General features: G+C 42.9%; 26 protein-coding genes. 17 read left to right on the top strand and 9 right to left on the bottom strand.

All coding sequences use genetic code 11. The annotated features are described in order from the left end of the window. The 6 genes from ftsY to AB4298_RS06675 form a co-directional block, all read left to right on the top strand. The coding region (gene ftsY, locus AB4298_RS06700) for a signal recognition particle-docking protein FtsY (RefSeq protein WP_371986136.1) at positions 1–1,686 on the top strand (1,686 nt) is incomplete at its 5' end. A gap of 95 nt (positions 1,687–1,781) precedes the next feature. Further along, entirely contained in the window at positions 1,782–2,474 is a 693-nt protein-coding gene (gene ftsE / locus AB4298_RS06695) for a cell division ATP-binding protein FtsE (RefSeq protein ID WP_249000733.1), read from the top strand. Between the two features lie 8 nt (positions 2,475–2,482). After that, complete coding sequence (ftsX, locus tag AB4298_RS06690) at positions 2,483–3,448, top strand: permease-like cell division protein FtsX (RefSeq protein ID WP_249000732.1); 966 nt, start codon at positions 2,483–2,485, stop codon at positions 3,446–3,448. 261 nt (positions 3,449–3,709) lie between these two features. After that, positions 3,710–4,567, top strand: coding sequence for an RNA polymerase sigma factor RpoH (gene rpoH / locus AB4298_RS06685; protein WP_249000731.1), 858 nt, complete (start codon positions 3,710–3,712; stop codon positions 4,565–4,567). 326 nt (positions 4,568–4,893) lie between these two features. Then, entirely contained in the window at positions 4,894–5,235 is a 342-nt protein-coding gene (locus AB4298_RS06680; RefSeq protein ID WP_371986135.1) for a hypothetical protein, read from the top strand. Between the two features lie 190 nt (positions 5,236–5,425). Beyond that, complete coding sequence (locus AB4298_RS06675) at positions 5,426–6,073, top strand: CatB-related O-acetyltransferase (RefSeq protein ID WP_371986134.1); 648 nt, start codon at positions 5,426–5,428, stop codon at positions 6,071–6,073. Between the two features lie 74 nt (positions 6,074–6,147). Here the strand turns inward: AB4298_RS06675 and menE are convergent, their stop codons facing one another. The 4 genes from menE to menD are packed head-to-tail and all read right to left on the bottom strand — an operon-like array spanning position 6,148 to position 11,294. Then, entirely contained in the window at positions 6,148–7,626 is a 1,479-nt protein-coding gene (menE, locus tag AB4298_RS06670) for an o-succinylbenzoate--CoA ligase (protein WP_371986132.1), read from the bottom strand. Between the two features lie 45 nt (positions 7,627–7,671). Beyond that, complete coding sequence (gene menC, locus AB4298_RS06665; RefSeq protein WP_371986130.1) at positions 7,672–8,754, bottom strand: o-succinylbenzoate synthase; 1,083 nt, start codon at positions 8,752–8,754, stop codon at positions 7,672–7,674. A gap of 51 nt (positions 8,755–8,805) precedes the next feature. Next, a complete protein-coding gene (gene menH, locus AB4298_RS06660; RefSeq protein ID WP_371986128.1) occupies positions 8,806–9,585 on the bottom strand; it encodes a 2-succinyl-6-hydroxy-2,4-cyclohexadiene-1-carboxylate synthase in 780 nt (259 codons plus the stop codon). After that, positions 9,585–11,294 (bottom strand): 2-succinyl-5-enolpyruvyl-6-hydroxy-3-cyclohexene-1-carboxylic-acid synthase, encoded by a 1,710-nt coding sequence (gene menD / locus AB4298_RS06655; protein ID WP_371986126.1) that lies wholly within the window; start codon positions 11,292–11,294, stop codon positions 9,585–9,587. The genes menH and menD overlap by 1 nt, the downstream gene beginning before the upstream one ends. A 246-nt stretch (positions 11,295–11,540) precedes the next feature. On the opposite strand from menD, the gene AB4298_RS06650 reads away from it, so the two are divergent. Continuing rightward, complete coding sequence (locus AB4298_RS06650; protein ID WP_371986124.1) at positions 11,541–12,515, top strand: LysR family transcriptional regulator; 975 nt, start codon at positions 11,541–11,543, stop codon at positions 12,513–12,515. 65 nt (positions 12,516–12,580) lie between these two features. Here the strand turns inward: AB4298_RS06650 and AB4298_RS06645 are convergent, their stop codons facing one another. Further along, on the bottom strand, positions 12,581–13,546 hold the full coding sequence (locus AB4298_RS06645; protein WP_249000723.1) for a LysR substrate-binding domain-containing protein: 966 nt from the start codon (positions 13,544–13,546) through the stop codon (positions 12,581–12,583). Positions 13,547–14,212: 666 nt separating this feature from the next. On the opposite strand from AB4298_RS06645, the gene AB4298_RS06640 reads away from it, so the two are divergent. The 5 genes from AB4298_RS06640 to AB4298_RS06620 all read left to right on the top strand — a co-directional run bounded on the left by AB4298_RS06640 (position 14,213) and on the right by AB4298_RS06620 (position 17,088). After that, the gene (locus tag AB4298_RS06640; RefSeq protein WP_371986123.1) at positions 14,213–14,584 is read left to right on the top strand and encodes a DUF2726 domain-containing protein; all 372 of its coding nucleotides are present in this window, start codon (positions 14,213–14,215) and stop codon (positions 14,582–14,584) included. A gap of 83 nt (positions 14,585–14,667) precedes the next feature. Continuing rightward, positions 14,668–15,138, top strand: a complete 471-nt coding sequence (locus AB4298_RS06635) for a multiheme c-type cytochrome (RefSeq protein ID WP_249000721.1) — start codon at positions 14,668–14,670, stop codon at positions 15,136–15,138. A 14-nt stretch (positions 15,139–15,152) separates the two neighbouring features. Further along, positions 15,153–15,836, top strand: a complete 684-nt coding sequence (locus AB4298_RS06630; protein WP_249000720.1) for a 4Fe-4S dicluster domain-containing protein — start codon at positions 15,153–15,155, stop codon at positions 15,834–15,836. Next, entirely contained in the window at positions 15,833–16,774 is a 942-nt protein-coding gene (nrfD, locus tag AB4298_RS06625; RefSeq protein ID WP_249000719.1) for a cytochrome c nitrite reductase subunit NrfD, read from the top strand. The genes AB4298_RS06630 and nrfD overlap by 4 nt, the downstream gene beginning before the upstream one ends. Before the next feature lie 23 nt (positions 16,775–16,797). After that, positions 16,798–17,088, top strand: a complete 291-nt coding sequence (locus AB4298_RS06620) for a cytochrome c3 family protein (RefSeq protein ID WP_249000718.1) — start codon at positions 16,798–16,800, stop codon at positions 17,086–17,088. A gap of 208 nt (positions 17,089–17,296) precedes the next feature. Here AB4298_RS06620 and AB4298_RS06615 read toward each other — a convergent pair whose 3' ends face one another. Continuing rightward, positions 17,297–17,770: a tellurite resistance TerB family protein gene (locus tag AB4298_RS06615; protein WP_249000717.1), complete on the bottom strand. Its 474-nt coding sequence runs from the start codon at positions 17,768–17,770 to the stop codon at positions 17,297–17,299. A gap of 113 nt (positions 17,771–17,883) precedes the next feature. Next, a complete protein-coding gene (locus AB4298_RS06610; RefSeq protein ID WP_249000716.1) occupies positions 17,884–18,402 on the bottom strand; it encodes a DUF2780 domain-containing protein in 519 nt (172 codons plus the stop codon). Between the two features lie 258 nt (positions 18,403–18,660). On the opposite strand from AB4298_RS06610, the gene AB4298_RS06605 reads away from it, so the two are divergent. From AB4298_RS06605 to AB4298_RS06595, 3 genes are all read left to right on the top strand, one after another. Next, positions 18,661–19,395, top strand: coding sequence for a hypothetical protein (locus AB4298_RS06605; protein ID WP_249000715.1), 735 nt, complete (start codon positions 18,661–18,663; stop codon positions 19,393–19,395). Positions 19,396–19,533: 138 nt separating this feature from the next. Then, a complete protein-coding gene (locus AB4298_RS06600; protein ID WP_371986121.1) occupies positions 19,534–20,955 on the top strand; it encodes a DUF4145 domain-containing protein in 1,422 nt (473 codons plus the stop codon). Positions 20,956–21,237: 282 nt separating this feature from the next. Then, positions 21,238–22,512, top strand: a complete 1,275-nt coding sequence (locus AB4298_RS06595; protein ID WP_371986120.1) for a hypothetical protein — start codon at positions 21,238–21,240, stop codon at positions 22,510–22,512. An 8-nt stretch (positions 22,513–22,520) separates the two neighbouring features. Here AB4298_RS06595 and AB4298_RS06590 read toward each other — a convergent pair whose 3' ends face one another. Together AB4298_RS06590 and AB4298_RS06585 are read right to left on the bottom strand one after the other, a co-directional pair. Next, entirely contained in the window at positions 22,521–22,850 is a 330-nt protein-coding gene (locus tag AB4298_RS06590) for a hypothetical protein (protein WP_371986119.1), read from the bottom strand. A 170-nt stretch (positions 22,851–23,020) separates the two neighbouring features. Further along, positions 23,021–23,998: a LysR substrate-binding domain-containing protein gene (locus AB4298_RS06585; protein ID WP_249000711.1), complete on the bottom strand. Its 978-nt coding sequence runs from the start codon at positions 23,996–23,998 to the stop codon at positions 23,021–23,023. Between the two features lie 100 nt (positions 23,999–24,098). On the opposite strand from AB4298_RS06585, the gene AB4298_RS06580 reads away from it, so the two are divergent. Both AB4298_RS06580 and AB4298_RS06575 read left to right on the top strand, forming a co-directional pair. After that, complete coding sequence (locus tag AB4298_RS06580) at positions 24,099–25,301, top strand: multidrug effflux MFS transporter (protein WP_371986118.1); 1,203 nt, start codon at positions 24,099–24,101, stop codon at positions 25,299–25,301. Between the two features lie 158 nt (positions 25,302–25,459). Then, entirely contained in the window at positions 25,460–26,053 is a 594-nt protein-coding gene (locus AB4298_RS06575) for a tRNA-uridine aminocarboxypropyltransferase (RefSeq protein ID WP_371986116.1), read from the top strand. Positions 26,054–26,064 lie beyond the last annotated feature (11 nt).

The following is a 26,064-nucleotide window of genomic DNA, read 5'->3' as shown; positions in this document are numbered from 1 at the left end:
GCAGAGCAAGCTGCTGAAGCTGCTCGAATCGAGGCTGCTCGCCTTGAAGTTGAGCGTCTTGAATCAGAAAGAGTCGCTGCTGAACAGGTTGAAGCGCAAAGAGTTGCTGCAGAACAAGCAGCTGAAGCAGCTCGAATCGAGGCTGCTCGCCTTGAAGTTGAGCGTCTTGAATCAGAAAAAGTTGCCGCCGAACAAGTTGAGGCGCAAAGAGTTGCTGCAGAGCAAGCGGCTGAAGCTGAGCGTATCGAGACTGCTCGTGTTGAAGCTGTGCAAGCTCAAGTTCAAAGAGCTGCCGCTGAGCAAGCTGAAGCGCAAAGAGTTGCAGCAGAACAAGCAGCTGAAACTGAAGCCCGAATTTTAGCAGAGCAAGCTGAGAGTATCAGAGTTGCTGCTGAGCAGGCTGAAGCGCAAAGAATCGCAGCAGAGCAAGCGGCTGAAGCTGAGCGTATCGAGGCCGCTCGTATTGAAGCTGAGCGCCTTGAGTCTGAAAGAGTTGCCGCTGAGCAAGCTGAAGCGCAAAGAATCGCAGCAGAGCAAGCGGCGGAAGCTGCTCGCATCGAGGCTGCTCGTCTTGAAGCTGAGCGTGTTGAATTAGAAAGAGTTGCCGCTGAACAAGCCGAAGCCCAAAGAATTGAAGCTGAACGCCTTGAGTCAGAAAGAGTGGCTGCTGAAGAGTTAGCTGCGCAGCAACTGGCAGAGCAACAAGTAGCCGAGGAGCAGCCTGAGCCACAAGCAAAACCTGTTAAAGAAGGTTTATTTGCCCGTCTAAAGCGCGGCTTAAAACGTACCAGTGAAAGTATTGGTAGCGGTTTTATTGGCTTATTTAGCGGCAAAAAGATCGATGACGATCTTTTTGAAGAGCTTGAAGAGCAGCTATTAATTGCCGATGTGGGTGTTGAAACAACCACACGCTTAATTAAAAACTTAACTGAGCAAGCAAGTCGTAAGCAGCTTAAAGACGGCGAAGCCCTGTACGAGCTATTACGTGAAGAGATGCAAAAGACACTCGATCCTGTATCTGTACCTCTTATTCCTGAAAACGCTGATGGTCCATTCGTGATCCTAATGGTTGGTGTTAACGGGGTGGGTAAAACTACCACGATTGGTAAACTTGCTAAGCAATATCAAGCAGAAGGTAAGTCTGTGATGCTGGCTGCAGGTGATACGTTCCGTGCTGCAGCGGTTGAGCAGTTACAAGTTTGGGGTCAACGTAACGACATCCCCGTTATTGCCCAGCATACAGGAGCCGATAGTGCGTCTGTTTTGTTTGATGCATTGCAAGCGGCACGTGCGCGTAATGTTGATGTATTGATTGCCGATACCGCAGGTCGTTTACAGAACAAAGCTCACCTAATGGACGAGCTTAAGAAAGTGGTTCGCGTAATGAAAAAGCAAGATGAGTCAGCGCCGCATGAGGTGATGCTAACCCTTGACGCAAGTACTGGGCAGAATGCCATTAGCCAAGCGCAGCTTTTTCAAGAGGCTGTTGGTGTTACCGGTATTACTATCAGTAAGCTTGATGGTACGGCTAAAGGTGGCGTGATCTTCGCGATTGCTGATAAGTTTGGTATTCCAATTCGTCATATTGGTGTGGGTGAGCAGATTGATGACCTACGAACCTTTAATGCGAAAGACTTTATCGAAGCTCTTTTTAGCCAAACAAAAGACGACAAAGACGCGAAATAACGTTAGCTTATAGATTAAGCGTTAACTTAAGATAGCTAAAAATAAGCACCCTGCGGGGTGCTTTTATTAATACTAACTAACAAGAAATCTTATTAATGATTCGATTTGAGCAGGTAAGTAAAGTCTATCCCGGCGGGCAAAAAGCCTTATCGGATGTGAGTTTTCATATAAAGCGCGGGGAAATGGCCTTTTTAACCGGTCATTCTGGTGCGGGTAAAAGTACACTGCTCAAGTTGATCACCGTGATTGAACGTGCCAACGGTGGTCGTGTATCTATTAATGGCCATGATATCGCTAAGGTGAGTCGCTCGCAGGTGCCCTACTTGCGTCGTGATATTGGTATGATTTTTCAAAACCATCACCTGTTAATGAATAAGAGCGTATTCGATAATGTCGCTTTACCGTTAATGATTGAAGGTTTCTCTATTGGTGAGATCCGTAAACGAGTCGCGGGTGCATTAGACATGGTTGGTTTGTATGGTAAAGAGCGCCATAACCCTATTATGTTATCCGGCGGTGAGCAGCAACGTGTAGGCATTGCTCGCGCAATTGTTAATAAGCCTCCTTTACTGCTAGCTGATGAGCCAACAGGTAATTTAGATCCAAAGTTATCGATGGATATCTTACGCTTGTTTGAAACCTTTAACGATGCGGGTACTACAGTGCTTATTGCCACCCACGACTTAGGCTTGATAGCGCGTATGAAATACCGCACCTTAACTCTTAAACAAGGTCGTGTATTGGGTGCCGAAGAGCTTAATGACCTAAATCACTTTGGCAGTAACTGAGAATAGTCATGAGTAAAAAACCTCAGATAAACCGTAGCAAGTTACCGTTGTCAGGCCGTATTGTGATGTTCTTTATTCGTCACGTACAGCATGCCATGGCAAGTATGGGTGAGCTATGGCGCAACCCTGTGTCATCAATTATGACTATGGCTGTATTGGGCGTTAGCTTAAGTTTACCAGCTGCGCTACAGGTATTGGTTAAAAATGCTGAAACCATTACAGAGTCTTGGAATAGCGCGGCAGAGATTTCGCTATTTATTGACGAAGGGCGCAGTGAAACCGTCATTCAAAGCTTAATCACTCGGTTAAAGGTTTATCCAGAAATTAGCGATGTAACTTATATTAATCGCGATCAAGCTTTAGAAGAGTTCCAAAGCTTATCTGGCTTTGGTGAAGCATTATCTTATTTGGATTCCAATCCGTTGCCTGCTGTAGTGATGGTGACTCCAAGTGTTAAATACTCAAGCCCGACCGGTGCACGTGAATTATTACGTAAGCTTGAGCAAGAACCCGAAGTCAGCTTTGGCCGTTTAGATATTGAATGGTTAGAGCGATTGCAAGCTGTGGTTAAGCTGCTGGAACGCACTGTAATGGCTATCGCGGCCTTACTGGTATTAGCGGTAGTGCTGGTCATAGGTAATACGATTCGTTTAGCAATTATGAATCGTCGTACAGAAATTGAAGTCATGAAGTTAGTCGGGGCTACTGAAGCCTTTATTCAGCGCCCGTTTCTTTATACTGGGATCTGGTATGGCGTGATAGGTGGCTTCTTAGCTTGGGTGATTATTAACTTATTGGTTTGGTATTTAGATTCTGCTTTAGCTGAATTATTAGGCCTATACGGTAGCACTTTGCATATGGAATCGCTAAGTGTTGCTGAGTTAGGGCAGCTTGTATTGCTGGCATCTTTCTTAGGTTGGCTAGGCTCATACCTTTCAGTACGCCAGCACCTAAGGGCAATAGAACCGTCATAATAACAAGTTAAGCTTGCCAACCATTGATAGGTTAAAAGATGAACTTTGTTTCATTTGCGTTGCCTATCACTAGGTGTAATATTTTGTTGGCAGCAATATGCCGCTAGCTTTAGTTTGGCTTAGTGCGAATCGATACATATTAGATAACTACGATGGTTGACATATTTTGTCATTTAGTCGATAGTTCACTGTCCATTTCAGTAATGAATGGTCAGCAAGTAGATTTTAGCAAGACATTTGTAAGAAGTAGCAGGAGCGTAAATGACAGATCAAACGCAATCAATGGCACTAATGGTTCCCCAAAGTAGCGGCAGCCTCGAGTCTTATGTTCATTCAGCACACAACATCCCAATGTTGGAAGCTGATAAAGAATATGAGCTAGCGAAGCGTCTGCAAGAAACGGGTGATCTACAAGCTGCGAAGCAGTTGATTATGTCGCATCTACGTTTTGTGGTACATGTTGCAAAAGGTTACTCTGGCTACGGTCTACCGCAAGCAGACTTAATTCAAGAAGGTAATATCGGCCTGATGAAAGCGGTTAAGCGTTTCGACCCTGATGTGGGTGTTCGCTTGGTATCGTTTGCCGTACATTGGATTAAAGCAGAGATCCACGAGTATGTGCTTAAAAACTGGCGCATCGTAAAAGTGGCGACCACTAAAGCTCAGCGCAAACTGTTCTTTAATCTACGTAAAGCTAAAAAGCGCCTAGGTTGGTTTAGTGACAGCGAAGTAGGCATGGTGGCTGATAGTTTAGGTGTATCAAAAGCCGATGTCACCGAGATGGAATCACGTATGGCGGCGCAAGATCCTGCATTTGATCTGGCTAGTGATAACGATGATGAACACGATTATGCTCCTATGCATTATCTTGAGGATCACTCTTCAGATTTAGCGTCCCAAGTTGAAAATGACAACTGGGAACAGAATAACCAAGCGCGCCTGCTATCTGCTATCAAGACTCTTGATGAGCGTAGCCAGCATATTCTTAAAGCGCGTTGGTTAGATGAAGACAAAACAACATTGCAAGACCTAGCGGCGACTTACCAAGTGTCGGCTGAACGCATTAGGCAGCTGGAAAAGAATGCAATGAACAAGCTTAAGGGCTGTATGGAGGCTTAACTCCATTTTGCTTGATAATTAAAACCTGCTTATTTAGCAGGTTTTTTTATGTCTGGAAGATTTATGTCTCGAACAAATGCAAGATTCGTCATTTTAGGTTTATTGTCTTCGCTAGCAGCATGTAAATGAAAGCTTTACACCTTACGTACATCGTCAATTATTCATCCTCGTTTTCCCCTGAGTGATTTGCTAGAGTGCCTATTAACTGCGGAGCTAAACTTATCTGTTAGCACTAATAGATTTACTTTTGGCACATACGAGTAATATTAGGCATACGCACTTGCTTCGCATTCCAAGCTATGTGGTGGGAGAAATAGCTCTATATCATGAATAATCTATTTACTTATGTTTTAGCTGTAAAAGAGCATATTGTTGGCTTATCAGTGCTTGAAACAACACAGCATGGCAGCTGTATTGAAGATGATGACACTTTCATTGAAAGCCGTGAATTAGTTGTAAGATTTGAAAATGGTGTAACGTTAAGAAAGCAAACCGAAGTTGATCATACTGAACTGGTTAGCGATGCACTTTGCTCTGAATGCTGGATTAGTTATGAGATTATTGCTCAGCCAGATAGCTTGAGTATTACACCCAATCAGAAAAGTTTTACAAATCAGTGCCAAGAAGATTTTTGGCTGAAAATGAGTAAAGTGCAGGCCAGTATATAACCTATGGTTAGATGCACTGAACCAACCTTTTACGCGCTCCTTTACCGAGTGTTATGTACTATCATTTATTTTCTCAAATTGCAGAGTGTAATTATGCAACTTATCCCTTTGTTAAAGCAGCCTTGGGTTCGCTGACGAGCGTAATGTTATTTCAATATTTTTTATATTTAACATTAGCTTGAGGTCAAGTATGCAACAAAAACATTGGTCAAAATTTCAATTGTTACATGAAGTAGTAACAAACCCGAATATCTCAATTAAAGGTACGCATAGCTATTACAGTGATTGCTGGGATAACGGATTCGAAGAGTCGGTAGTCAGGTATTTACATGGTGATGAAGTCAGTCGTAACTGGCAACCAAGATGGGAAATCGACAAGCTACATATTGGTGATTATGTGTGTATCGGTGCCGAAGTCATCATCTTGATGGGGGGAAACCACACTCATCGAGCCGATTGGTTCTGCTTATATCCCTTTATGGACTACATTGATGAGGCCTATGTCGGTAAGGGGGATACTTATATTGGTGATGGCTCTTGGCTTGGAATGAGAGCGATGATAATGCCAGGTGTAACTATTGGAGAAGGGGCGATAGTCGCGGCCAATAGTGTTGTGACCAAAGATGTAGCTCCGTACAGCGTCGTCGGTGGTTCACCAGCCAAGTTTGTTAAGTATCGTTTTGAGCCCGTTATTATCGATGAACTATTACAGCTTAAAATTTATGATTGGCCGGTTGAAAAGTTTGAGGTGTTAAGAAGATATTTGTGCGCATCGGATATCCAACAGCTTAAAATTGCTGCTGCGGCCTACGATGCTAAAAAAGAGCATTGTATTTAAGCTTGTTCTCAACCCATAGTCTTTAGGTTCAAACATAGGGCTTATTTACGTTTAAATAGTTACAGAATTAGGCGTTAACTCTTAACCGCTTCAATGACCTGTTTTCGGATAACCTTAATCCCTGCACTGCTAACCTTGGGCCAAGGGTAATATTGCCTTGGCCTTTTAAAGCGGGCGATCTTATTGGCAAGAAATTCAGTTAACTCTGCTTCGTCAGGCATACGGCAACGAGAGTTATCAAGCTTACTCTCGTTAAGCTTCAGTATGGCTGCCGGTAAGTTGCCAAATTTTACATCTGCCACTGGAAAAACGATGGCATCACTAATCATAACGTGAAGCTTGAGTGCTGCTTCTATCTCTTCAGGTTGGATATTCTCCCCCCCGCTGATAAACATGTTGTCAGCTCTACCATCGATGCAGAGGTTGTCATTTGCGTCAAAGTGACCTAAATCTTTGGTGTAGAACCAGCCGTCGTTATCTAATGGTAGGTTAAAGCCTGCTTTGGTTAGATAGCCTAAAAACAGACTCTTACCTTTCACCCAGATCTCGCCATCAATAATCTTTAGCTCTCTATCTGATAACAACTTGCCGCTAGAACCGTCGGCAAGAGCAATACCTGTGGTGATCTGTGATGCCATTTCGGTCATGCCGTAGCTGGTATATGCGTTAATGTCGCGTTTAGCTAATTCAGCCAATAGATTGGCAGAAATAGCGCCGCCACCAAGTAGCATAGCCTTAACCTGTGCTAGGCAGTCGTTGTCAACGCCAGTTTCTATCTTACTTTCGTCATTGCTAGTTACGAGCAACAGTTGTAACTGGGCGCTGACTAAGGATAGGTGGCTGACCTCATCTCGAACAAGCTGCTTAGCTAGAGATAAATTTTTGTCTTCAAAGGCCACGCAGGCGCCAGCAAGTGCGCAGCGATTTAGTATTGCCAAACCACCTATATGAAACAGTGGCAATGACAATAACCAACTATCGCTTGCTGTAAGCTCTATTAATTCCTTTGAACCTGAAGCGCTCGCTATATGATTCGCTAGGCTATGGGCTGCAGCCTTTGGTGTGCCGCTGCTGCCAGAGGTGAGTATCGCATTCACCGCAATATTGGGATTAACTAAAGTGGCTTTTGAGTCACTAAGAGCATTAAAGTCAAAATTCACACGGGTGAATGATTGTTGATCCTTAAGGGCTAGATTAAGCTCTGATTGCTGCTGTGAGGTCATCCAACAGTATTGATACTGATGGGTCACAATAAGCTCAATGATTTGCTGCGGCGCAAAACGTGGTGAAATCGGACAAAATAACACCCCACTGTCAACACATGCCCAATAGAGTTGCAAAAGCTGCGGGTTGTTATGACTGATACACGCTAGACGATCGCCAGGTTTTAACCCGAGTTCGCTAAGTTGCTCTGCTAAGCCGATAACTTGCTGACTTAAAGTTCGGTAGCTGACTACCGCACCGGAAAAACGGTAGGCTGGTGCCTCACCTTGAGCTAATGCTTGTTGATGAAGCGGCGAGAGGATGTGTTTATTCGAGCGACTAAGCGTCATATCAATGTGCCGTTGACCTTTTAGGTTTGATCAATCAGTTATTATTTACTGGTTACAGTTTGTACTCGCTAACAAGGTTAAGTCATCAAGTTGCAAACATGTTGGCTTTGCAAAGCTTACGACTAAATCTTGACTGAATGCTGCGAGCGTATCAACTCCAGGGATTTCATCAGGGGTAATGATTGTTGCTAAGCGAGTTAATGCGTCAATTCCAAGGCTTGTTTCTAAGCTTGAACTCAAGATACAGCGCACGCCGTGCTCGGTGGCGGTATCGATTAATTGCTGCAGTTTCTCTATGCTGCCAAGCAACATAGGTTTGATGATTAGCGCGGTTAAGCCTGCTTGCATTGTAAATTGGTAGTCTGGGCTATTTAACGATTCATCTAGTGCCCATGGCATCTCTATCGCCTGATAAAAAGCCTGATTGTCGTCAGGGTTTTGGCAAGGCTCTTCAATATACTCAATACTCGCTAGCGGCAGGCAAGCGGCAAACTCAATTGCTTGCTCTAGGTTAAAGCCGCGATTGGCATCTAAGCGCAACTTTAGATTTGGGCGAATTGCTAAAATTTGATGAATAAGTTTAATTTCATCTTCAAGCGAGTCTTGGGCGACTTTTATTTTTACCGCATAAACGTGACTCGCTAGGCTAGCTACGCGCTCGCTTACTGCGCTTAGCGGCTCATCATTGTGGCGATAAATGAGTGGAATAGTGCGCGGGGTAATGGCGTGACCATCAAATTGGCCTACAAGTTTTGCGTGTAGCTGACTTAGGCCAAATGAGAGTGACGGCAGCTTACTGCTTTCGGCAAAATCTAACAATTGGTCAATCGATTGCTGCTGTAACTGCGGCAGCATGGCTATTAGTTGCTCACTCACTTCAACCAATGTTTCGTGACTAAAACCGGCTAGAGGTTGGCCTTGATTATCTAGACCTGAAAGCGGCGAGATCTCAACTGAAGCTTGCTGTTGCGTTGTGCTATTACTTGCGATTGCGCTAAGCACCAGCCCTAAACGCTGCTCAATACGTTGTTTGCCAACCGGTAATGGTTTGTCTAAATCGATAGTAAACTGATGCAGGCTTATTTGAGTAAGAGTTAATGGCGTTACTTGCTGCTGCGTCGTGGTCATTGGCCTGCCTGATTATCGTTATACTAGGTAATGAATGTTAGCGAATATAAGCTAAGTGAAAAGCATGCGCAATTTATTGCTAAAAGGCTGCGGCGCCGCTAAGTGTACGTTGTGGCCGCTGGCATTAATACAATGTAAAGATAACGGCTGTTGCTCCTGCCAGCGTTTAGCTAACGCCATAAATTTACTGTCTTGGTGACCCGCTATAAAGTGGCTTGCGACTTTTAACTGGCTTGGGATATTCCAGAGGTTACCTTGCTCAGCTAGTGACGTAGCTTGGTAGCAATTGGCTAGAACTAACGGATTATTATGGCTGCGCTTTAGTACTAATGCATGTTGCTCGGTAGTCGTTAAATTATTGAACACAGCTTGTTGGTACCAAAGCTGCAAAAATTCACTAATGGGCAGCGTGCTAAGCTTATTCGCCCAAGCACTATCGTTTTGCTTACGTGCAATTTTATCAGCTTTGCTTTCTAGTCCCGGATGGCAAGACTCTAATACTAAGCTTAGGAGTTGCTCTGGGTATAACTTGGCAATATGCAGTGCTATACGGCCACCTAATGAGTAACCGACTAAGTGAAACTGGGAAATATTAAGCGATGAAAGCGTTGCGGCGACTAGCTCTGCGCAGCGGTTAAACCCAGGAGTTGGTAGCTCATATGCACTGATTACTTTGTTATCGCCATGACCAGGCAGGTCGATACTAATGCAGTAAAAATCATCTTTTAGCTGCAAGATGATTTCACTCCAATCGTCTTTGCTGCCTAAGAAGCCGTGTAAAAAAACCACGGCTGGAGCATTGGCATTTCCTGAGCAGCAATAGCTAAGCATTAGTGCTGCTTCACCCAACTAGCGATTTGCGCTATTTGATCGCTAGCTTGGTTTTGCGCAACGCTGACCTCTATCACTGATGGCCCTGAATAGGTCATCGCATATTCATAAGATTCAATAAAGTCGGTAATTGAATCGACCTGGTTATAGGCAAGGCCAAACATGGCGGCACCAAAACCAAATTCAAGGCCGTGAGACAGACGGTAATAGTCGGTGCGTAATTGCTCATTAGGCACAGGTAATAGATTAAATATATTTCCGCCGTCGTTGTTCAAAATGACGATAACTAAAGGGCTGGTGACCGCGCGAGCAATCGCCAGCGAGTTGAGATCATGTAGCGCTGAAATGTCACCAATAATTAGTGTGGTAGGCTTACCTTCTGCACAGGCAACACCACAAGCGGTTGCTAATAGGCCGTCGATACCAGACGCGCCTCGGTTAGTGAAAACCTTAGCACTATCGCTACTAATAGGTGCAAACATGTCATAGAGACGCACCGGTAAGCTATTGCCAATAAATAGCTGCTGCTGGCTTGTCTGCCTTGTTGCTATAGCGCGGATCGTTTGTGCTTCGCCAAACTCGGCATTATCAATCTGCTGTTGATACAGAGTTTCTAGGTCGTCGTTATGTTGAACTAAGTTAAGAGCCCAATTCGCTTGTGACGATCTTGGCCAAGGCAAAGCAGCAAAAGTATGAGCCGGTGCTAGCCAAACTTGTTTTGGTTTATGGCTAGGGTCGAGCCTTTGCTGGTGTGGTAAGACTTGCCAGTAATCTTTCCAATCTTGCTGTTCTAAATAGCTAATAAGGCGTTTAGATAGAATGCGGCCACCAAATACGATGACTCTTTCGGCTTGTGCTAACAAAGCTTTAGATTTCGGTTGATGCAATAATTGGTCAATGTTGCCAATGGCACCGGGGTGCTGTCTAAGCTGCGACTGTGCATCAGTGACTATCGGCCAGCCAAGCTTTTGTGCTAGCTGAATTAGTGCTTCGCTATGCTGCTCTGGAGCTAAAGTTGCCGCAACGATAACGCCTTTACCATGAACAAAGCGTGCGAGGGCATCTGACGTTGGTAATTGGCCTACATTCATCATTGCAAATTGGCTATAAGGTGCGGTTTGTCTTTGCCAAGGCTCAATCGGTACAAGGTAACGTGAAAAATCCGCTACCGGTTCATTTGGGTATAGCGGTTCACGGTACATACAGTTTATATGCACGGGTTGTGATTGATTGCTAACGGCTTCATCAAGCAGGCTTAATAGCGCTTGTGGAGCGATATTCATATCAGGTGTTGGTAAGTTAATTTGCTTAGCATACTGGGCAAAAATACCAGGCTGAATAATGGCCTGATTAGCACCACAATCAATTAACTCTGGTGGTCTGTCACCTGATAGTACGATTAGCGGAACATGAGTTAGCCATGCTTCAACGACTGCAGGGTATAGATTGGCGACCGCTGTGCCTGAAGTGGTAATTATCGCTACAGGAGCTTGGCTGGCTTTGGCCAAACCTAATGCCATAAAACCGAGTCCGCGCTCATCAAAATGCAGATGTTGCTTTAATTTTGTTTGCTTGGCTGCCGCTAGTGTTAGTGGTGTTGAACGTGATCCCGGCGCCATACAGACATGCTTAACACCTAAGCGAGTCAGTTCTTCTAAGATCAACGTTCCCCAAAGTAGGTTCAGTTCTGCAGTATGTTCAGTGTGCATAGATAATTACCATATCATTGATACCCTTAGTTTAACTTGCTTTAAGCTAAAGGAGTATGATCGTGCTTGAGTTTTCTTGGCACAATAGGGGGATTAGTCATAGTTAAGGCTGTTACGTCAGTCTTTTGACTGTATCTACCTACTTTTGGGTATTAGGTGTGATTTGTGTGGCAAAATATTTTAGTTATCAGTGTTATAGTTTGGATACAATATTAATTAGAATGATAGGCTGTAGGTTAAATACCGATGCGCAAGGAACTTTCTAAGTTAGATTACTTTACCCTCAAAGTGTTTATTGGTTTAGTTGAGTTTAAAAATGGCTCGGTTGTAGCTCAAAAACTCAATACAACCCAACCTAAAGTGAGTCGAGCTTTAAGCAATATGCGAGAAGTGATTCACGATGAGCTGTTTGTTAGACGTCAGTATGGCGTTGAGCCAAATCTCATGGCAGATAAGTTATATCCTATTGCAAGAGCAATTGTGCAGGCTTACGAGCAAATGGCTGATGTAACAGCTAAAATGCCAGATAAGAACCAGCTGATTATTGCTGCCCAAGAACACCTATCGGAGTTTCTAGTAGAGTCCATCACAGAGATGTGTGAGAGACAGGGGCTAGATATGTCTGTAAGCATTCAGCCTTGGAGCGACAATGTCCAGGAGTTGTTGGCTCAAGGTAAAATTGACTATGCGATAAGTGTGAACTCAAAGCCATCTGAATCGGTCAAAAATGTTAAAGTTGGCAACGTTCAGTATTACTTTTTAGCAGCCAAAAAAGATCATCCATTTTTCAAGCAAGAACTTACGATGGAATGTCTACTGAAAAACAAGCTGGTATTTATTAATTACTCGAAGGTTGGCTTAGTTGACCACTGGTGTGAAACTTATGCCAAGGAGCGATCTCTAGATCTTAAAGTTAGCTTTAAAACCACGAGTTTGGCGATGGCGCTTAACCACGTTGCTAAGACTGAAGATATTTGCTGGACAGCCTCGATTTTCTCTTATCTTTACTTGAATAACCGCAGCGACGTAGATTATTTGGATGTGACTGATTTTTATGATCAGGTATTGTTCCCAAATGATGAATCTGCCAGTTACAGCTATTACCTGCAATATCATCAGTCTCATGAAAACGACTTTTCGATTGGGTTATCTAAGCTGTTACAAGAAAAGCTCACCATAGCTCAAGAAAGCTACGAAACATCAAAACTCGCAGCTAAGTAAGTTGCCAAGCTTCAATAAAAAAAGAGTGTATTTACACTCTTTTTTATTATCTTAACCAAACTGCTTTAATGTAAGAACAGTTCAACTAAGCCTCTCACCTCTGAAGATAGCCAACGAAGATTAGGGTCTCTGTTGTTATCGCTATAGACCAAATACAAATTCGGCTCTTTTACATGCATATATAAGCGCTCAGATTCAACGTCTGATAGACGACAAGCATGTAGATCTGGGCAGTTATTTATCATGGTAAAAATGGAGCTATAAGGCAACAATGCAACGCCTTGGCTTGAACGTAGATATTCAAATAATCCAGTTAATCCAGTTAGATTCATCTCGGTTGTTAGTTTGATATGTTGAGTCTGGCAAAACTCTTGGAATGGGCTTTGTTCTAGTTCAGACTGACCAATGTTGCTATTAATAAATGGATAGCGGGCAATGGACTCTAGGTTAATCTCTTCTTTCAGAATTGGGTGTTCATGGTGACAAACCAAAAAAACCTTATTGAGTTTTTTCAGTGGAATCGCATTCAACGAATCGTCGGTATCTTTAATGCTATCAAGCATTTTGCTACAGCATAATCCAAGATCTACCTCACCACTAGTAATGTCGTGAATTGAACTTTTTGTCCATGAAGAGATATTAAAGCTAATATCTTTACCCGCATTTTTGATCGCATTTAACAGAACTTTAGGGAAAGGGTAAGAGATTAAATCTGGAGCAACGATTTCAAAATGATGTGTCGGAGTATTTTCATTCATTCCATTGAGTTTTTGTAAATTTTTAGAGCACTCAATTATCTCTTTGGCAATTGGATAAATCTTTCCCGCGAACTCATTAGGAACTAAACCATGCTTTTTACGTATAAAAAGTTCGTTACCAAATACTTCTCTAGCATGTTTTAAGCAGCGACTAATCTTGGGGGCTGGGACATTTAGTTTATGGGAGACAAAAGTTGCAGACTTATTCTCATATAAATTAACTAAAATATTAATGGATAATAAATCCAAGTCACTAAAACTTATATCTCTCATATTAAATACCTCTTTGGTGGTAAGTATCTGTTTCGATAATAACCAATTCGCAATTTTTTAAACTATTTTTTTTCAATTGCTTTTTAAAATTGAAGCGTAGGTCACTTAATAAGTTATTCCCATATTAAATATGGATTATCTTTATTTGGCATAACTCTATAAATACGTGGCTTTAAAAAATATATTTTTAATTATAACCATTATAAAAAAAACACGTTTAAAAGTGCTTTTTTGGTTAAATTTGTATTGTTTTTGTGTCAGATGTTGTTTCTTGCTGCTTGCTCGTCCGGTTTTTTGAACAATTGCTGGCTGATTAATGTTCAGTGCGTATTTTCAAAAAACAAAAAATCACATATTAGACATTCCATTTTTGTATTTATAAAATATTAATTTGATGAATTAGACTACCTCTTTAATTTTCATTTTTATAAACAAGGCTACAGTTTGTTTTTGATTTGGATCAAGGTTTGATAATGGCTAAGTATTAATACTGAATTGGCAGGGAAAATATTATTTTATAATTAAAATGTAAGCTTGGAGGTTGTTATGAGCGCATCTGTAATATTTAGTTATGCTTTCATGTACTTTGTTCTATTTCTAGTTGTACCATTTGTTTTGGTGACGTTTACATTAACATGTATTAAGTTCTTTAAAGGAAATGAGTACATGGCTTCTAATATTAAATTGAAGTCTAACTCATTAGATAGTCAACCTGGTAGTTTTATCAATAAATTGAACTCTCTAGTAAAGGGTCAATATAACGTAGTATACGGCACCACATTAGATAGCCTTTGTGATGTAGATAAGGATGAGAAAGAACAAGATGCTCATAGTTATTTACAAGGTTGCCATTTAGATTACGTACTCGTTGATAATGAATCATCAGCAGTAAAATTGGTCATTACTGATCCGCAACACAATTCAGATGAAAACAACCGCTTTATCGATGCAACATTAGCAAAAATGGGTGTGAAAGTACTTCATCTTGCTAAGAATGACTGCGATGCAAACCTAATCAAAAGCTCATTGGTGGCATAACGTCATTTGGTGTTGCAGCTTAGGTTGCAACACCGACTCCCTACTCTCTTTTATTTTATCACTTAGCAATGTGAGGACACTTCATGTCCAGACTATTCAAATATTCAGCCCCAGTGCTAATGAGTATTCTTCTAGTGGTTGCAGCATCAACCGTTTCTATTCAGTCAGTTGCTGCAGAATTCAAAATTAATGAAAATAAACAATGCATTATGTGCCATAAGCGCAACGGAATGATGCATGGCGTTCACGCCAATAACGCTTTGGATATCAGTTGTCAGGATTGCCATGGTGAAAAAGAGGGACATCCAAGAAAAGCCTCAAATCTAGTGGGATTTGGTGACAAGTCGACTGCAGATGCGAATACGCAAACCGAGCGCTGCCTAGCCTGCCACGATCACGAAGTATTGGCGCAAGATGATTGGAGCCACGACGCTCACTCTAACAAAGTGAACTGTGCAAGCTGCCACCTTTTGCATCCAAATACGGACCCGGTGATTGGGGTTTCAGCTAAAGAGCGCAGCGAGTTATGCAGCAGTTGCCACGTGGCTAAGTAATTAGGGAAACGAATATGTCCAATTCTAGAAGATTATTTTTAAAAGGAGCCTGTGCTGCAGTTGTTGGTGCATCAGGTTTCACTATTGCGACCGCAAAAGATCGCACGGCAGGGGCAGCAGAGCCCGCCTGTAAATATGCATTAGTACATGACGAAACTAAATGTATTGGCTGTGATGCTTGCTCTATAGCTTGCCGCGAAGTAAACCAGGTTCCAGAAGGTGTTAGTCGGCTTGAGATTGAGCGTGAAGGCCCATTTGGCGAATATCCGGATCAGTATTTCCGCTTTACTCGAAAGTCTTGTCAGCAGTGCGATGATACGCCTTGCGTAAAAGTCTGCCCAACAGGAGCCGCTTATAAAGATCCTAAAACAGGCATTGTAAGCGTGGATGAATGGAAGTGTGTTGGCTGCCAATACTGTATTGCGGCTTGCCCTTATCAAATTCGTTTTATACATCCGGTGACCAAAGCGGCTGACAAATGTGACTTCTGCAAAGAAACACGCCTCAAAGAAGGAAAATTGCCAGCATGTGTTGATGCTTGCCCGACTAAGGCATTAACTTTTGGCGATATTAGCGACCCGCAATCTCAAGTGGTTCAAGTTTTGAAGGCCGCTCCTAGCTATCGAACTAAGACAGACTTAGGTACTAGACCTAAAGTATTCCGTATCGCTGCAAAAGGTGGGGAGATAAACCTATGAGTCCATTCCATTTTGACAGTTTAGTTTGGCCTTGGCCTATTGCGATTTACCTCTTCCTTGCAGGTATTTCTGCAGGAGCTATTTGTTTTGCGGTGTTACTTAAGCACTTCAAATTAGGGCGAGATGCGTACAAGTCAGGTTTTGTGCAGGCTGCTTGTTTAATTGCTCCATTAGCGGTTTTTGCCGGGCTAGGCATTTTAGTTATCGACCTTACCAAGCCATTCGATTTTTGGAAAATTCTAGTGTTTTACAACCCAACATCGGTGATGTCCGTTGGTGTTGCCGTGCTAATGGTTTACCAAGTTGCGTTATTTGCTTGGTTGGCATGTGTATTTAAAGCGCCAGTACTGAATTGGAGTAATGGTCGCTGGCCTATTCTTGAAAAAATATTTAACGGCATAGCTAAGCAAGAGGCAACAATTACAGGCCTGTTAGTGATATTGGCATTGTCTTTAGGTGCTTATACCGGATTCCTACTATCGGCATTGACGACTTACCCAATGCTAAATAACCCTGTACTACCACTACTTTTCTTGATTTCTGGCCTATCTTCGGGCGCAGCAGGCACCTTATTAGGTGGCGTGTTGTTAAACGGTAACCCAGACGGTAAAGAAGTCCATTTCATTCACAATATAGAGATCCCAATAATTTTGCTTGAAATCATCCTGTTATTCACTTTCTTCGCTGGATTGATTTTAACTGGTGGCCAAAGCCAAGTGGCTGCACTAGCTGCAATTGGAGAGGGCTTCTGGGGCTGGATCTTCTGGGCTGGTGTGGTGGTGGTTGGTTTAAGTATGCCACTCGCCTTTAACCTGTTTATGAAGGCGTCTGCCAAACGTAAGTTCTCTTATGTTGCGGTTACAGCAAGTTGCAGCCTGGTAGGGGTACTTTTACTGCGTAATTTCATTCTGTATACCGGTCAAATGACGGTTGCTTAAACTATGTTCTGAGGGTTTTAACTATGCTTAAGGTTTTAGGTTTAACAGTTTTACTAAGCTTTTCTACTGTAGCGATAGCAGCACCTGTAGCTGATACTCATACGGAAATGGCCGGTTGCGAATCATGTCATCAAGATGGTGCTCCATCGTCTGATATGGCTTTTGAAAATGAGGCATGCATAACTTGTCATGGCTCATTAACAGAGCTTGAGGGTGAAGTGCATAACCAACACGAAGGTATTATCACTTGCAGTGACTGTCATGTGGTACATGAAGAAGGTTCTGCTAACGATACCTGTGCCAATTGTCATTAATTTGCAGATTATGGTAAGTGCTAAAAAGCTGAGTGTAAGCGAGTTAAATAAACTTTAGCTAGGCAAGGATGTTTCAGGGCAGGAAGCCATTTTTATCTTCTAGCCAATACCAATTATTGCAAATGTAATATGGAGTCGCCAGCCGAATTTGGAGGCTCCTTTTCTATCCAGTCTTATTCCTCAAGATTTTAGTTTGTCATTTCGGCTGTTATTTATCTTCTTTACGTTTTATTTCTTGCTGCTCCATGGCGATATTACGCATTTGGATCAGCTCGCTGTGGCGCAAATAAAATAGCTCTGCGGTGCGGCGAATAATTTGGTCTTCATATTGGCATAAATGACCGTCAGCGTATGCAAGACGCCACATGGCTAAAATGAGTTGCTGTTTTTGTTCTACATCGAAATTGTCGTTAATCGCTTGAGTAAACTCATATAGCGAAGTGGATTTTTCTTGAGATTTTTTAGCGTCGCTAATTAAGTGTTGAGCATCGTCAGGATCTAGATTCAAGGTTGTGGTTAATAGATCTGGTAGTAGTTTAGCTTCTTGTTCAGACATGCTTTCATCGGCCATAACGACTTCTAAAAGTAAACTGGCCGCAGCTAAGTTCAAGTGTTCTGCGCGCTCTTCATCTGAGAGTGTGGCTTGTGGATTACCAAAAAACTGTTTGAGTTTGGCGAGCATACTGGCTCCTATAGCGTTAAAGGATATTAACTGTCACAGAGAGTTAGAGTATTAATTGTGAAGAGAGTTCCTTCTCAACAACAGCTTCATCGTTGAGAAGGTTTAGCAGGCTTTTACAAAATAGCGCCAAGGCCTTTCATCAATAGATCTGATGTGCCAGCACTACCATTAGTATCTAAATAGCCCTTAACTATATCTATCATAGGAGCAGCAAGATCTTTAGAGATCCCTAGCTTCTCAAAAGCATCATAAACCATTGCACCACCTTGCAGTGATTCACCTAGTCCACCCGCTTTTGAAAGCAGTCCCGACATCCCAGAATCACCATCTAACTCAGGTACCGCACCTAAAAGACCGTCAACGCCAGGTATAGAATCAGCAATAGAGCTAAAGTCATTACTGCCCAAAGAGCTTTGTGCTAAAGACAATAAACTGCCTAAGCCACCTTCAGCTTGGTTTTGGCTTAGCCCTAATTGTGACATCACGCTGCCTACAAGATCAGAAGATTCAGCCTGCTCTGTTTGCTGTTTTTTAGTGTCAGTCGCTTGGCCCAATTGATCCAAGATACCAGCACTCGCAGGTGTACTCATTAATGCCGTAATGGCTACCAGACCCACAGTGGTTAATTTCATCTCACTCTCCTTAGTTGGTTATACCCAAATAATCCCAAAGTGCTTGCTGCAAAGCTCCCGTAGGATGCTGAACAAGACAGTGATTGAGACAATGGCTATTCCCTTGTTGATATCAATATTGACTAGTCTAGCGTTTTTAACAATTCGTTTGCATTTTTTTTGAGAACTAATTACTCATTTCAATTGTGCATTCATTTCCAAACTTGGGTATCCTTAGCGCTAACTTATGTAATTGAATTTTATCTTTTGGAAAGTCCTATGCCACTGTCAGCTATCTTGACTCAAGCTTTTAACTTTTTTAAAAACAATATTAGCCAGTTAGCATTTTTGTTTGTACCAATTTTATTCGTACAGGTTGGTATACAATTATGGCTAAGTTTAGAAATTAGCTCGGCTGATCTTGAAAACCCACAATTTGGTACTAGCCACATGGTTGCCATGATGGTGCTATTGTTAGTGTTTTCATTTTTAATTGCCGCGTTAACCCTATTTTTAGAGGTTCGTTCTCAAGGTCATAGCCCTAGTAATAGCATGATTTTAAAGACCAGCTTCAATTTTGTGCCAGCGTTACTTTTAGCCGGAGTGTTCTCTGGTCTTGCGGTTCTAGCGCCAGTATTTATCTTAATGGCGGTTGACCCTATGCTGGGCGTGATAGGCCTGGTTGGATCAATTTACTTATTTGCTCGCTTAGCATTCGTAAACTTTATGGTGGTGGTGGAAAGACTGACACCGATGGAAGCGATTAAACGCAGCTTCAGCTTTAGCGGCCCTATAGCATTCAAGACGATTGCAGTATTTTTACTTTACATTCCACTTTCTCTTTTTGGCGGTATCTTGGCACAGCTCACTGAACTGGGTGGACTTCCTGTTAAGCTAATTGGCGATGTTATTGTGGCCTTCTTTGGCTTATTCGTGAACGTTGCATTGTTCCGTTTGTATATGGTGTCACGTCCAACACCAGAAGTAGCTGGTAACGTCCAAAATGAAGAGTAACAGCGTAATCTAACGCTGTTGTATGAGGCCTTGTAGTGGTTGGCGCTGTAAATTATCACTACAAGGTTAGCCTGTTTCGTGACAGGGCGGTGGGCTTTAATCACGAAACTGTTTAGGTGGTGATTAGAGGTAAGCGTCTTGTTAAACGATATTGAGTTCGTGAATCTGTTTTCTGCTGAATTAGGCGAGGATTATCGTAAGGCTAAAAGCTATGTAAAGGATGTTCCTACTCAAGCGTTGCTGCATGTTCGCAGCTTTAGCCATAAGCTAACCAGTTTGTTGGCCGAACCTAAACAAATCCGTTTTGAAAGTCCCAATCTGTATGATCGTATTGAACAGCTAAATCAGCGTCGCTTGATTGATGTTAAAACGACTCGAGCACTACACAAGCTAAGAGCTGACGGTAACCGTGGCGCGCACCCTGAAAAATATCACCTTACACCTGAGCAGCTGCAGCAGCTGAGTGAACGTTCGATTAAACAACTTTTAGCTTTAGTCGAGTCACTGTTTAAGCTTGTGGCTAAGCAAGAAAAGCCAGAATACTACTTCGAAGATTTCGATTCTTTAGCCGGACGGGATCTTTGTTATCGTGCCGTTATGGAGCGAGATCCTGAATCACAGTATTTAGTGGGTATGTCTTTAAAGACACGAGCGCTAATGCAGCGTGAGCAAGAACTTGCTCTGCAGGAAAGCCGTGAAGAGGCTGTTGAAGAACGCTCTGCAGCGTCATTTAAGCAAGCAAGTTATTGGTTTGCACAAGCAGCAGTAAAAGACTTAAATGCGCTATTTGAGCACGGCGTATCGTTAATCCATGGATACAGTGGTGAAGCTGATGTATCCACTGGTGAGTTGGCTATTGCTAAGGCTGCCGATGCAGGAGTTGCTAACGCCATGGCGCTGCTAGGCTACTTTTACATGGTAGGTAGCGAGCAATTTAATGCCGATATGCTGCAAGCAGAAAAGTACCTTACCCAAGCTGCAAAGCTTGAGCAGTCAGAGGCAATGGCCAACCTTGGTGTTTTGTATTATCAGCAAAGTAATTTACCTGCTGCCTATAAATTTATCCATCGTGCGGCGCAAGCGGGTTACCCTCATGCCCAATATCATTTAGCCTTGATGCTTGCTCGTGGTGAAGGTTGTAAGCAAGATACGGTAATGAGCGAATATTGGATGGCAGAAGCCGCTGAGCAAGGGCAGGTCGATGCTATGTTATCCCGCGCGCAAAGTATGTTGCATGATGATAGTGCATTGGGTCATGATTTTTCGCAGGCAGAATCTTATCTGCGCGAGGTGATTAAATACGGTCATAGCGTACCGGCAATGATTGAGCTAAGCATTGCCTTAGCCGATGGTATTTTGGGGCGTATTGATGTGGTTTCAGCCGCTGCGTTGCTTAAAATGGCGCGAGAGCGCGGCAACGAACAAGAGCTAGCCGTTATCTTACCACTTTGGGATTCATTAGCTCAGCAAATTGATGCCGTATTAGCTGTGACTCAATCAGAACAAGAGCGACTGTCACTAAATAAAGCGGCAGAGCTATTATCAGAGCCAACGCAGTAAGTTTTCTTCGTCGCTTAGCTGGTGGTTAGCCATTAATAAAAGCTCGTTAATTATCACGCCTGCTTAGTTTTTTCTATGCAGGCCGAAATATTTTCATGTTTGATTTTATTCCTGCTAGTACTTTTGACTTAAGTCCCTTATCCCCTCAGTACCGACACCTTAATTTTACAGGCTAGCTCCTTTTTCCTGCTAGTTAACTACATCGACTCTCATAATTGTATAATGTATACTTTGGGCGTATGTTTGCTCAATTTGATTCTTTGCTAACGATTAGGAGCGCATTTGCCAAACTTAAATACTGCACAAGAAAGCAATTCACGGTTAACGTATCAGGCACAGGAAGAGCAACTAAATCAGTTTGCAGAGCGTTATATCAAGTTGGTTTTAGCTGTTGGACAGCATGATTGTTATTATGTAGACGCTTATTATGGGCCCGTACAGTGGCGAAAAGACACGTTTTGGCAGCCTCTTAGTGAGTTGCAAGCTCAGCATCAAGCAGGAACAGAGTGGCTTTCAGTGCTTGCTGCGCAAATTATTGCAGCAGACCTTAAGCTGCGTTATCAATTTTTAAAAACACAATGGCATTCAATTGCAGCTTATCTCACAATTTTACAAGGTAGCCAGTTAAGCTTTACCGCTGAAGCAGAGGCTTTGTATGACTGTAAGCTCCCACCATACTCATTAGCAGAGCACCAACAAGTACTTTCCGAAATAGATGCTTTATTGCCAGGCGAAGGCGCACTAAGCGATCGTTATAACGAGTTTAAAGCGCAATTCATTGTGCCAAAAGATAAGGCTGCCGCGGTATTTACAGCATCAGTGAATATTGCACGAAAGCTGACAAGCAAGCATATGGATTTACCCGTCGAGGAAAGCTTTGAGATTGAGTATGTCAATGACAAGGTTTGGACGGCTTATAATTGGTACAAAGGAGATGCACATAGCCTTATCCAGTTAAATCAAGATCAGCCTTTAGGTATTGAACGTTATTTAGAGCTGGCGTCCCATGAGGGGTATCCTGGACACCATGTATTTAATGTGCTGCAAGAGCAAAGGTTGGTAAAGGCTAAGCAGTGGTTAGAATATGCCATCTACCCGTTGTACAGCCCTATCTCGTACCTGTCAGAGGGCAGTGCTAATTACGCGTTAAGTTTGATTATGACTGATGCTGAAGTACTGGAGTTTGAGCGTGATGTGTTGATGCCATTAGCAGGGCTTGAAGGCGATTTAGCACTATTTCACCAAGTATTAAAACAAGTGAAGAAGCTCAGCTATTACGAAAACCACGTAAACCAATGTTTAACGGACAAGTTGATTGATACTGATATGGCTGAAAGTATGCTGATGGAGGGCGCTTTGTACCCGCAAGCACGTGCAAAACAGCGTGTGAGATTTTTTGAGCGTAACCGCTCATACGTGATTAATTATAACGTCGGGGAGGATGCCGTAGCGGCTTGGGTTGAGACAAAGGCGCAGACGACTGCTGATAAATGGACACGTTTTGAGGCCTTACTTTCTCGGCCTCTCAACGCATCAGCTCTCAAGCTTAACGACTAACACTCGCGTTAAACAGGTTCGTTTGGGTTGTGCTCAAACGTACGACCCTGTTTAGGAGCTGCTCGAGTAGACTCTTTAAAAATAGTCTCTTGAAAATCTTCTTGATGATGAAACTCTTGGTTTGCTTGCTGTTTTTGGAAACGAGCGAGCTGGCGCTTCAAAAATACGCGTCCAAATAGACTTAGAGCAACAAAAGTAATGGCGCCAAATAGCAGTAAAAACGGTAAGGCGACAAGCGCTAGCGTCATAAAGGCTAAGCCGATAACAAATGCTAACCAGCCACGAGTGCCAGAGAATCGGTTATTCATCGGATTGTGTTGAAATTGGCTATAAATCATAAGTTCTCCCAAATATCTTAATGCTAGCTTACACCAAAAGGATGAATGCAGACTGAATGGCAGTGTCATTAATACTGACTGGTCTTTAATTGGTGCTGCTTGTGCTAACGGTTAACTAGTATATTGCCGAGTTATTAATCGAAGATCACGTTAATAAAGCTTCATCTTAATCAAGCTGGTAGCGATTTGTGACTTGAGAAAGCATTGGCGACACTTTCACAAATGATCTCTTTAACCCAGCGATGTCCCGGATCATCTGCATTTCGTTCATGCCACAGCAACACATATGCTAGCGGAATAAATTCAAAAGGTAATGGTAGTTCAACTAACGGATAGAGCTTTTGTGCGTGTTGAGCAAAACTCGATGGTAGGGTGAAAATAAGATCGCTATGGGCACAAACACTCGCTGCTCCATAAAAGTCAGGCACAGTGGTGCTTAGGCGGCGATGGTGACCTAAATCGGCTAAGTGGTAGTCTAGCGCCCACCAGTCATTACCTTCACAGCGCACCTGCACATGTGACATTTCCAAATATATATCTAGATCCCAATGACCTGCTGCAACGGTTGAAATGATTGGGTGGTCTTGGCGCACTAAGCAAACTTGGTGGTCGGTAAATAAGGTTTGGTGAGCAATTCCTTCTGGTAGCCTATCGACTTGAAAAGCGGCTTGTGGGTGTAGTTCTCGCCCTGAAATGCCAAAGTCTAGTTGGCCTTGCTGTAAGGCTTGTATTGAGTGTTCGTTCCAGCCAAAACTGTCGAGCTTTAAGTTCGGCGCACGCTCAAGCAAGGTACCTATAAAATAGGGGATCAAGGTTTCATAAGCGCTTTCCACCATAGCAAACGAAAACTGGCGAGTGCTGTTATGTGGTGTAAAATTAGGCGGCAGGGTTAGCTGATATAAACCTTGCAAGCTTTGTGGTAGCAGTTTACCTAGCTGCACGGCATGAGCTGTGGGTTTTAAACCATGAGCAGTGCGTAAAAAAAGCGGATCGCCTAAGGTTTCACGTAAACGGTTTAAGCTCTTGCTGAGGGCCGACTGACTGACATGTAAGCGGCTTGCTGCTCGGGTTACGCTCTCCTCTTCTAGAAGTACTTGTAAAATAACTAATAGATTAAGATCGATGCGTGCGAGGTTGTCGAGTTTCAAAGATATTCCTCAGTGGAAATTCATAACGGAAATAATATCATTTCTGTTCATACCATAGTTTGATTACTATAGCGCTGTTTTCCAAATACAGAGAAAGATAATGCGTCGCAGTTTGTTACCCATTTTATTGCCAATGGTGATTTTGAGCCCATTGGCTATCGATATATACCTTCCTTCCATGCCTACAATGGCGGCAGAATTTGCTGTGTCTGCTAGCGAAATTCAGTCAACGTTAGTGCTGTTTTTATTTGCTATGGGTACAGGTCAATTGCTTATTGGCCCGCTAGCGGATCGTTATGGTCGTCGTCCTGTCGCGATAGGCGGTATCATTTTCTACATGATTAGTAGTGTGTTAGCAGCAGTGGCAGTGGAGTTCCATTGGCTTCAAATTGCGCGGGTGATGCAAGGGTTAGCGGCATGCTCAACTTCGATTGTGGTGTTTAGCGCTGTGAGAGACTGTTTTTCTCCAAAGGAGGGCGCACGTTATTACAGTTATCTAAATGGCATGATCTGTATTATTCCTGCTTTAGCCCCTACTTTGGGTGGCTTGTTAGCGCTGCAGTTTGGCTGGCGTTCTACTTTCGTGTTTATGGCGCTATATGGTTTTGTTGTTTTAATGCTAGTGAGTCTGCGTCTACCAGAAACTCGTCCACAAAATACTGTTAGTGATGGGCCGCTTTATCGTTGGGCTCGTTATAAGCCGGTGATTACTGAACCACACTTTGTGTTTTATGCACTTGCTTGTATGGCTGGCATGGCAGCAATTTTAAGTTACGTATCTTACGCGCCAGTTTGGTTAATTGAGAATTTAGGGGTGTCAGAGCTGACGTTTAGTGGTCTATTTGGATTAAATGCGGCTGTGAATATTGTTGCTTGTTTTACTGCGCCTTTGGTGATTAAAAAGTTGGGTAACCGTCCTACAGTGATTGCTGCGTTAACCTTGATGTTAGCCTCTGCTGCGACACAAGTTATTGTGCAAACAGTGGGCCCACAAACGGGCATGATGGCTGCATTTAGCTTTATGTTGCCTATGATGCTGCTTTGTATTGGTTTTGCGCTATTACTTGGCCCTGCAACAAGTATGGCACTGTCAGCTTTTGGTGAAAGAGCGGGAACTGCGACGGCTATGTTGGGCTTCATTCAAATGAGTGGCGCGTCATTACTGACCGCTTTCATACAGCAAACCAGTCTGCCAGCACCTTATGCAGTTGCATTTTTGATGGGGGGGGGAGCTATTGCTTTGCTTGCGATGATGGCAATGCCGAAGTTAGATCATTGGCATCAAGAGCAGCATGCCCATTAGTAAGATTTTGATTAAAAGTTAGATTCGTTTCAACCTGAAACACCCTTAGCCTGCATAGACTAACCATCTAGGCAGGCTTTTTTTATTTTGCATTGCAGTACCTTGGCCCGCTCAGCTAAACTTCTACCGCTTACCATAAAGTACTTTATTGAGGTTCTGTGTCCCGTCCTAATTGCCCAAACTGTCACTACCCGCAAAATGCGTGTTTGTGTGCAAATATTCAAACCATGCAAATCAAACCTAAGCTGATTATTTTACAGGATCCTAGCGAAGTGGGGCATGCAAAAAATAGTGTGCGTTTGATGGAGTTGGTTATTGCTAATACTCAAGTCGTAGTAGGTGAAACAGCCGATGATTTTGCAGGCTTGCGCGAGCAATTAGCCCTGTCTAACAAGCCTGTTTATTTAGTTTATCCATCAGATAATAGCGTATCGGCAAACGAGACTCAGATAGCGCAAGACGTTGTACTGCTTTTCTTGGATGGCACTTGGCGAAAGGCCTATAAATTACTGCAACTGAACCCTTGGTTACAGGATTATCCAGCCTTACACCTTGACCTGGATTCTGCTTCAAATTACACCATACGTAAGGCGAGCCGCAGCGATAGCTTATCGACTTTAGAGGCTGCAGCTATGATGATTAAAGCGATTGATAACACGCAAGATGTCACTCCATTAACCAATGCATTAAGTGCAATGGTTGAGCAAAGATTAGCATCAATGCCTGCAGAGGTTAGAGCGCGATATCGTTAGAAATATGGGCT

It is taken from the genome of Shewanella sp. 10N.261.52.F9 (assembly GCF_041471165.1).
Taxonomy (GTDB): Bacteria; Pseudomonadota; Gammaproteobacteria; order Enterobacterales; family Shewanellaceae; genus Shewanella; species Shewanella marinintestina.
The sequence above is the reverse complement of the archived record's forward strand: the minus strand, read 5'-3'. Positions and strand labels throughout refer to the sequence as shown.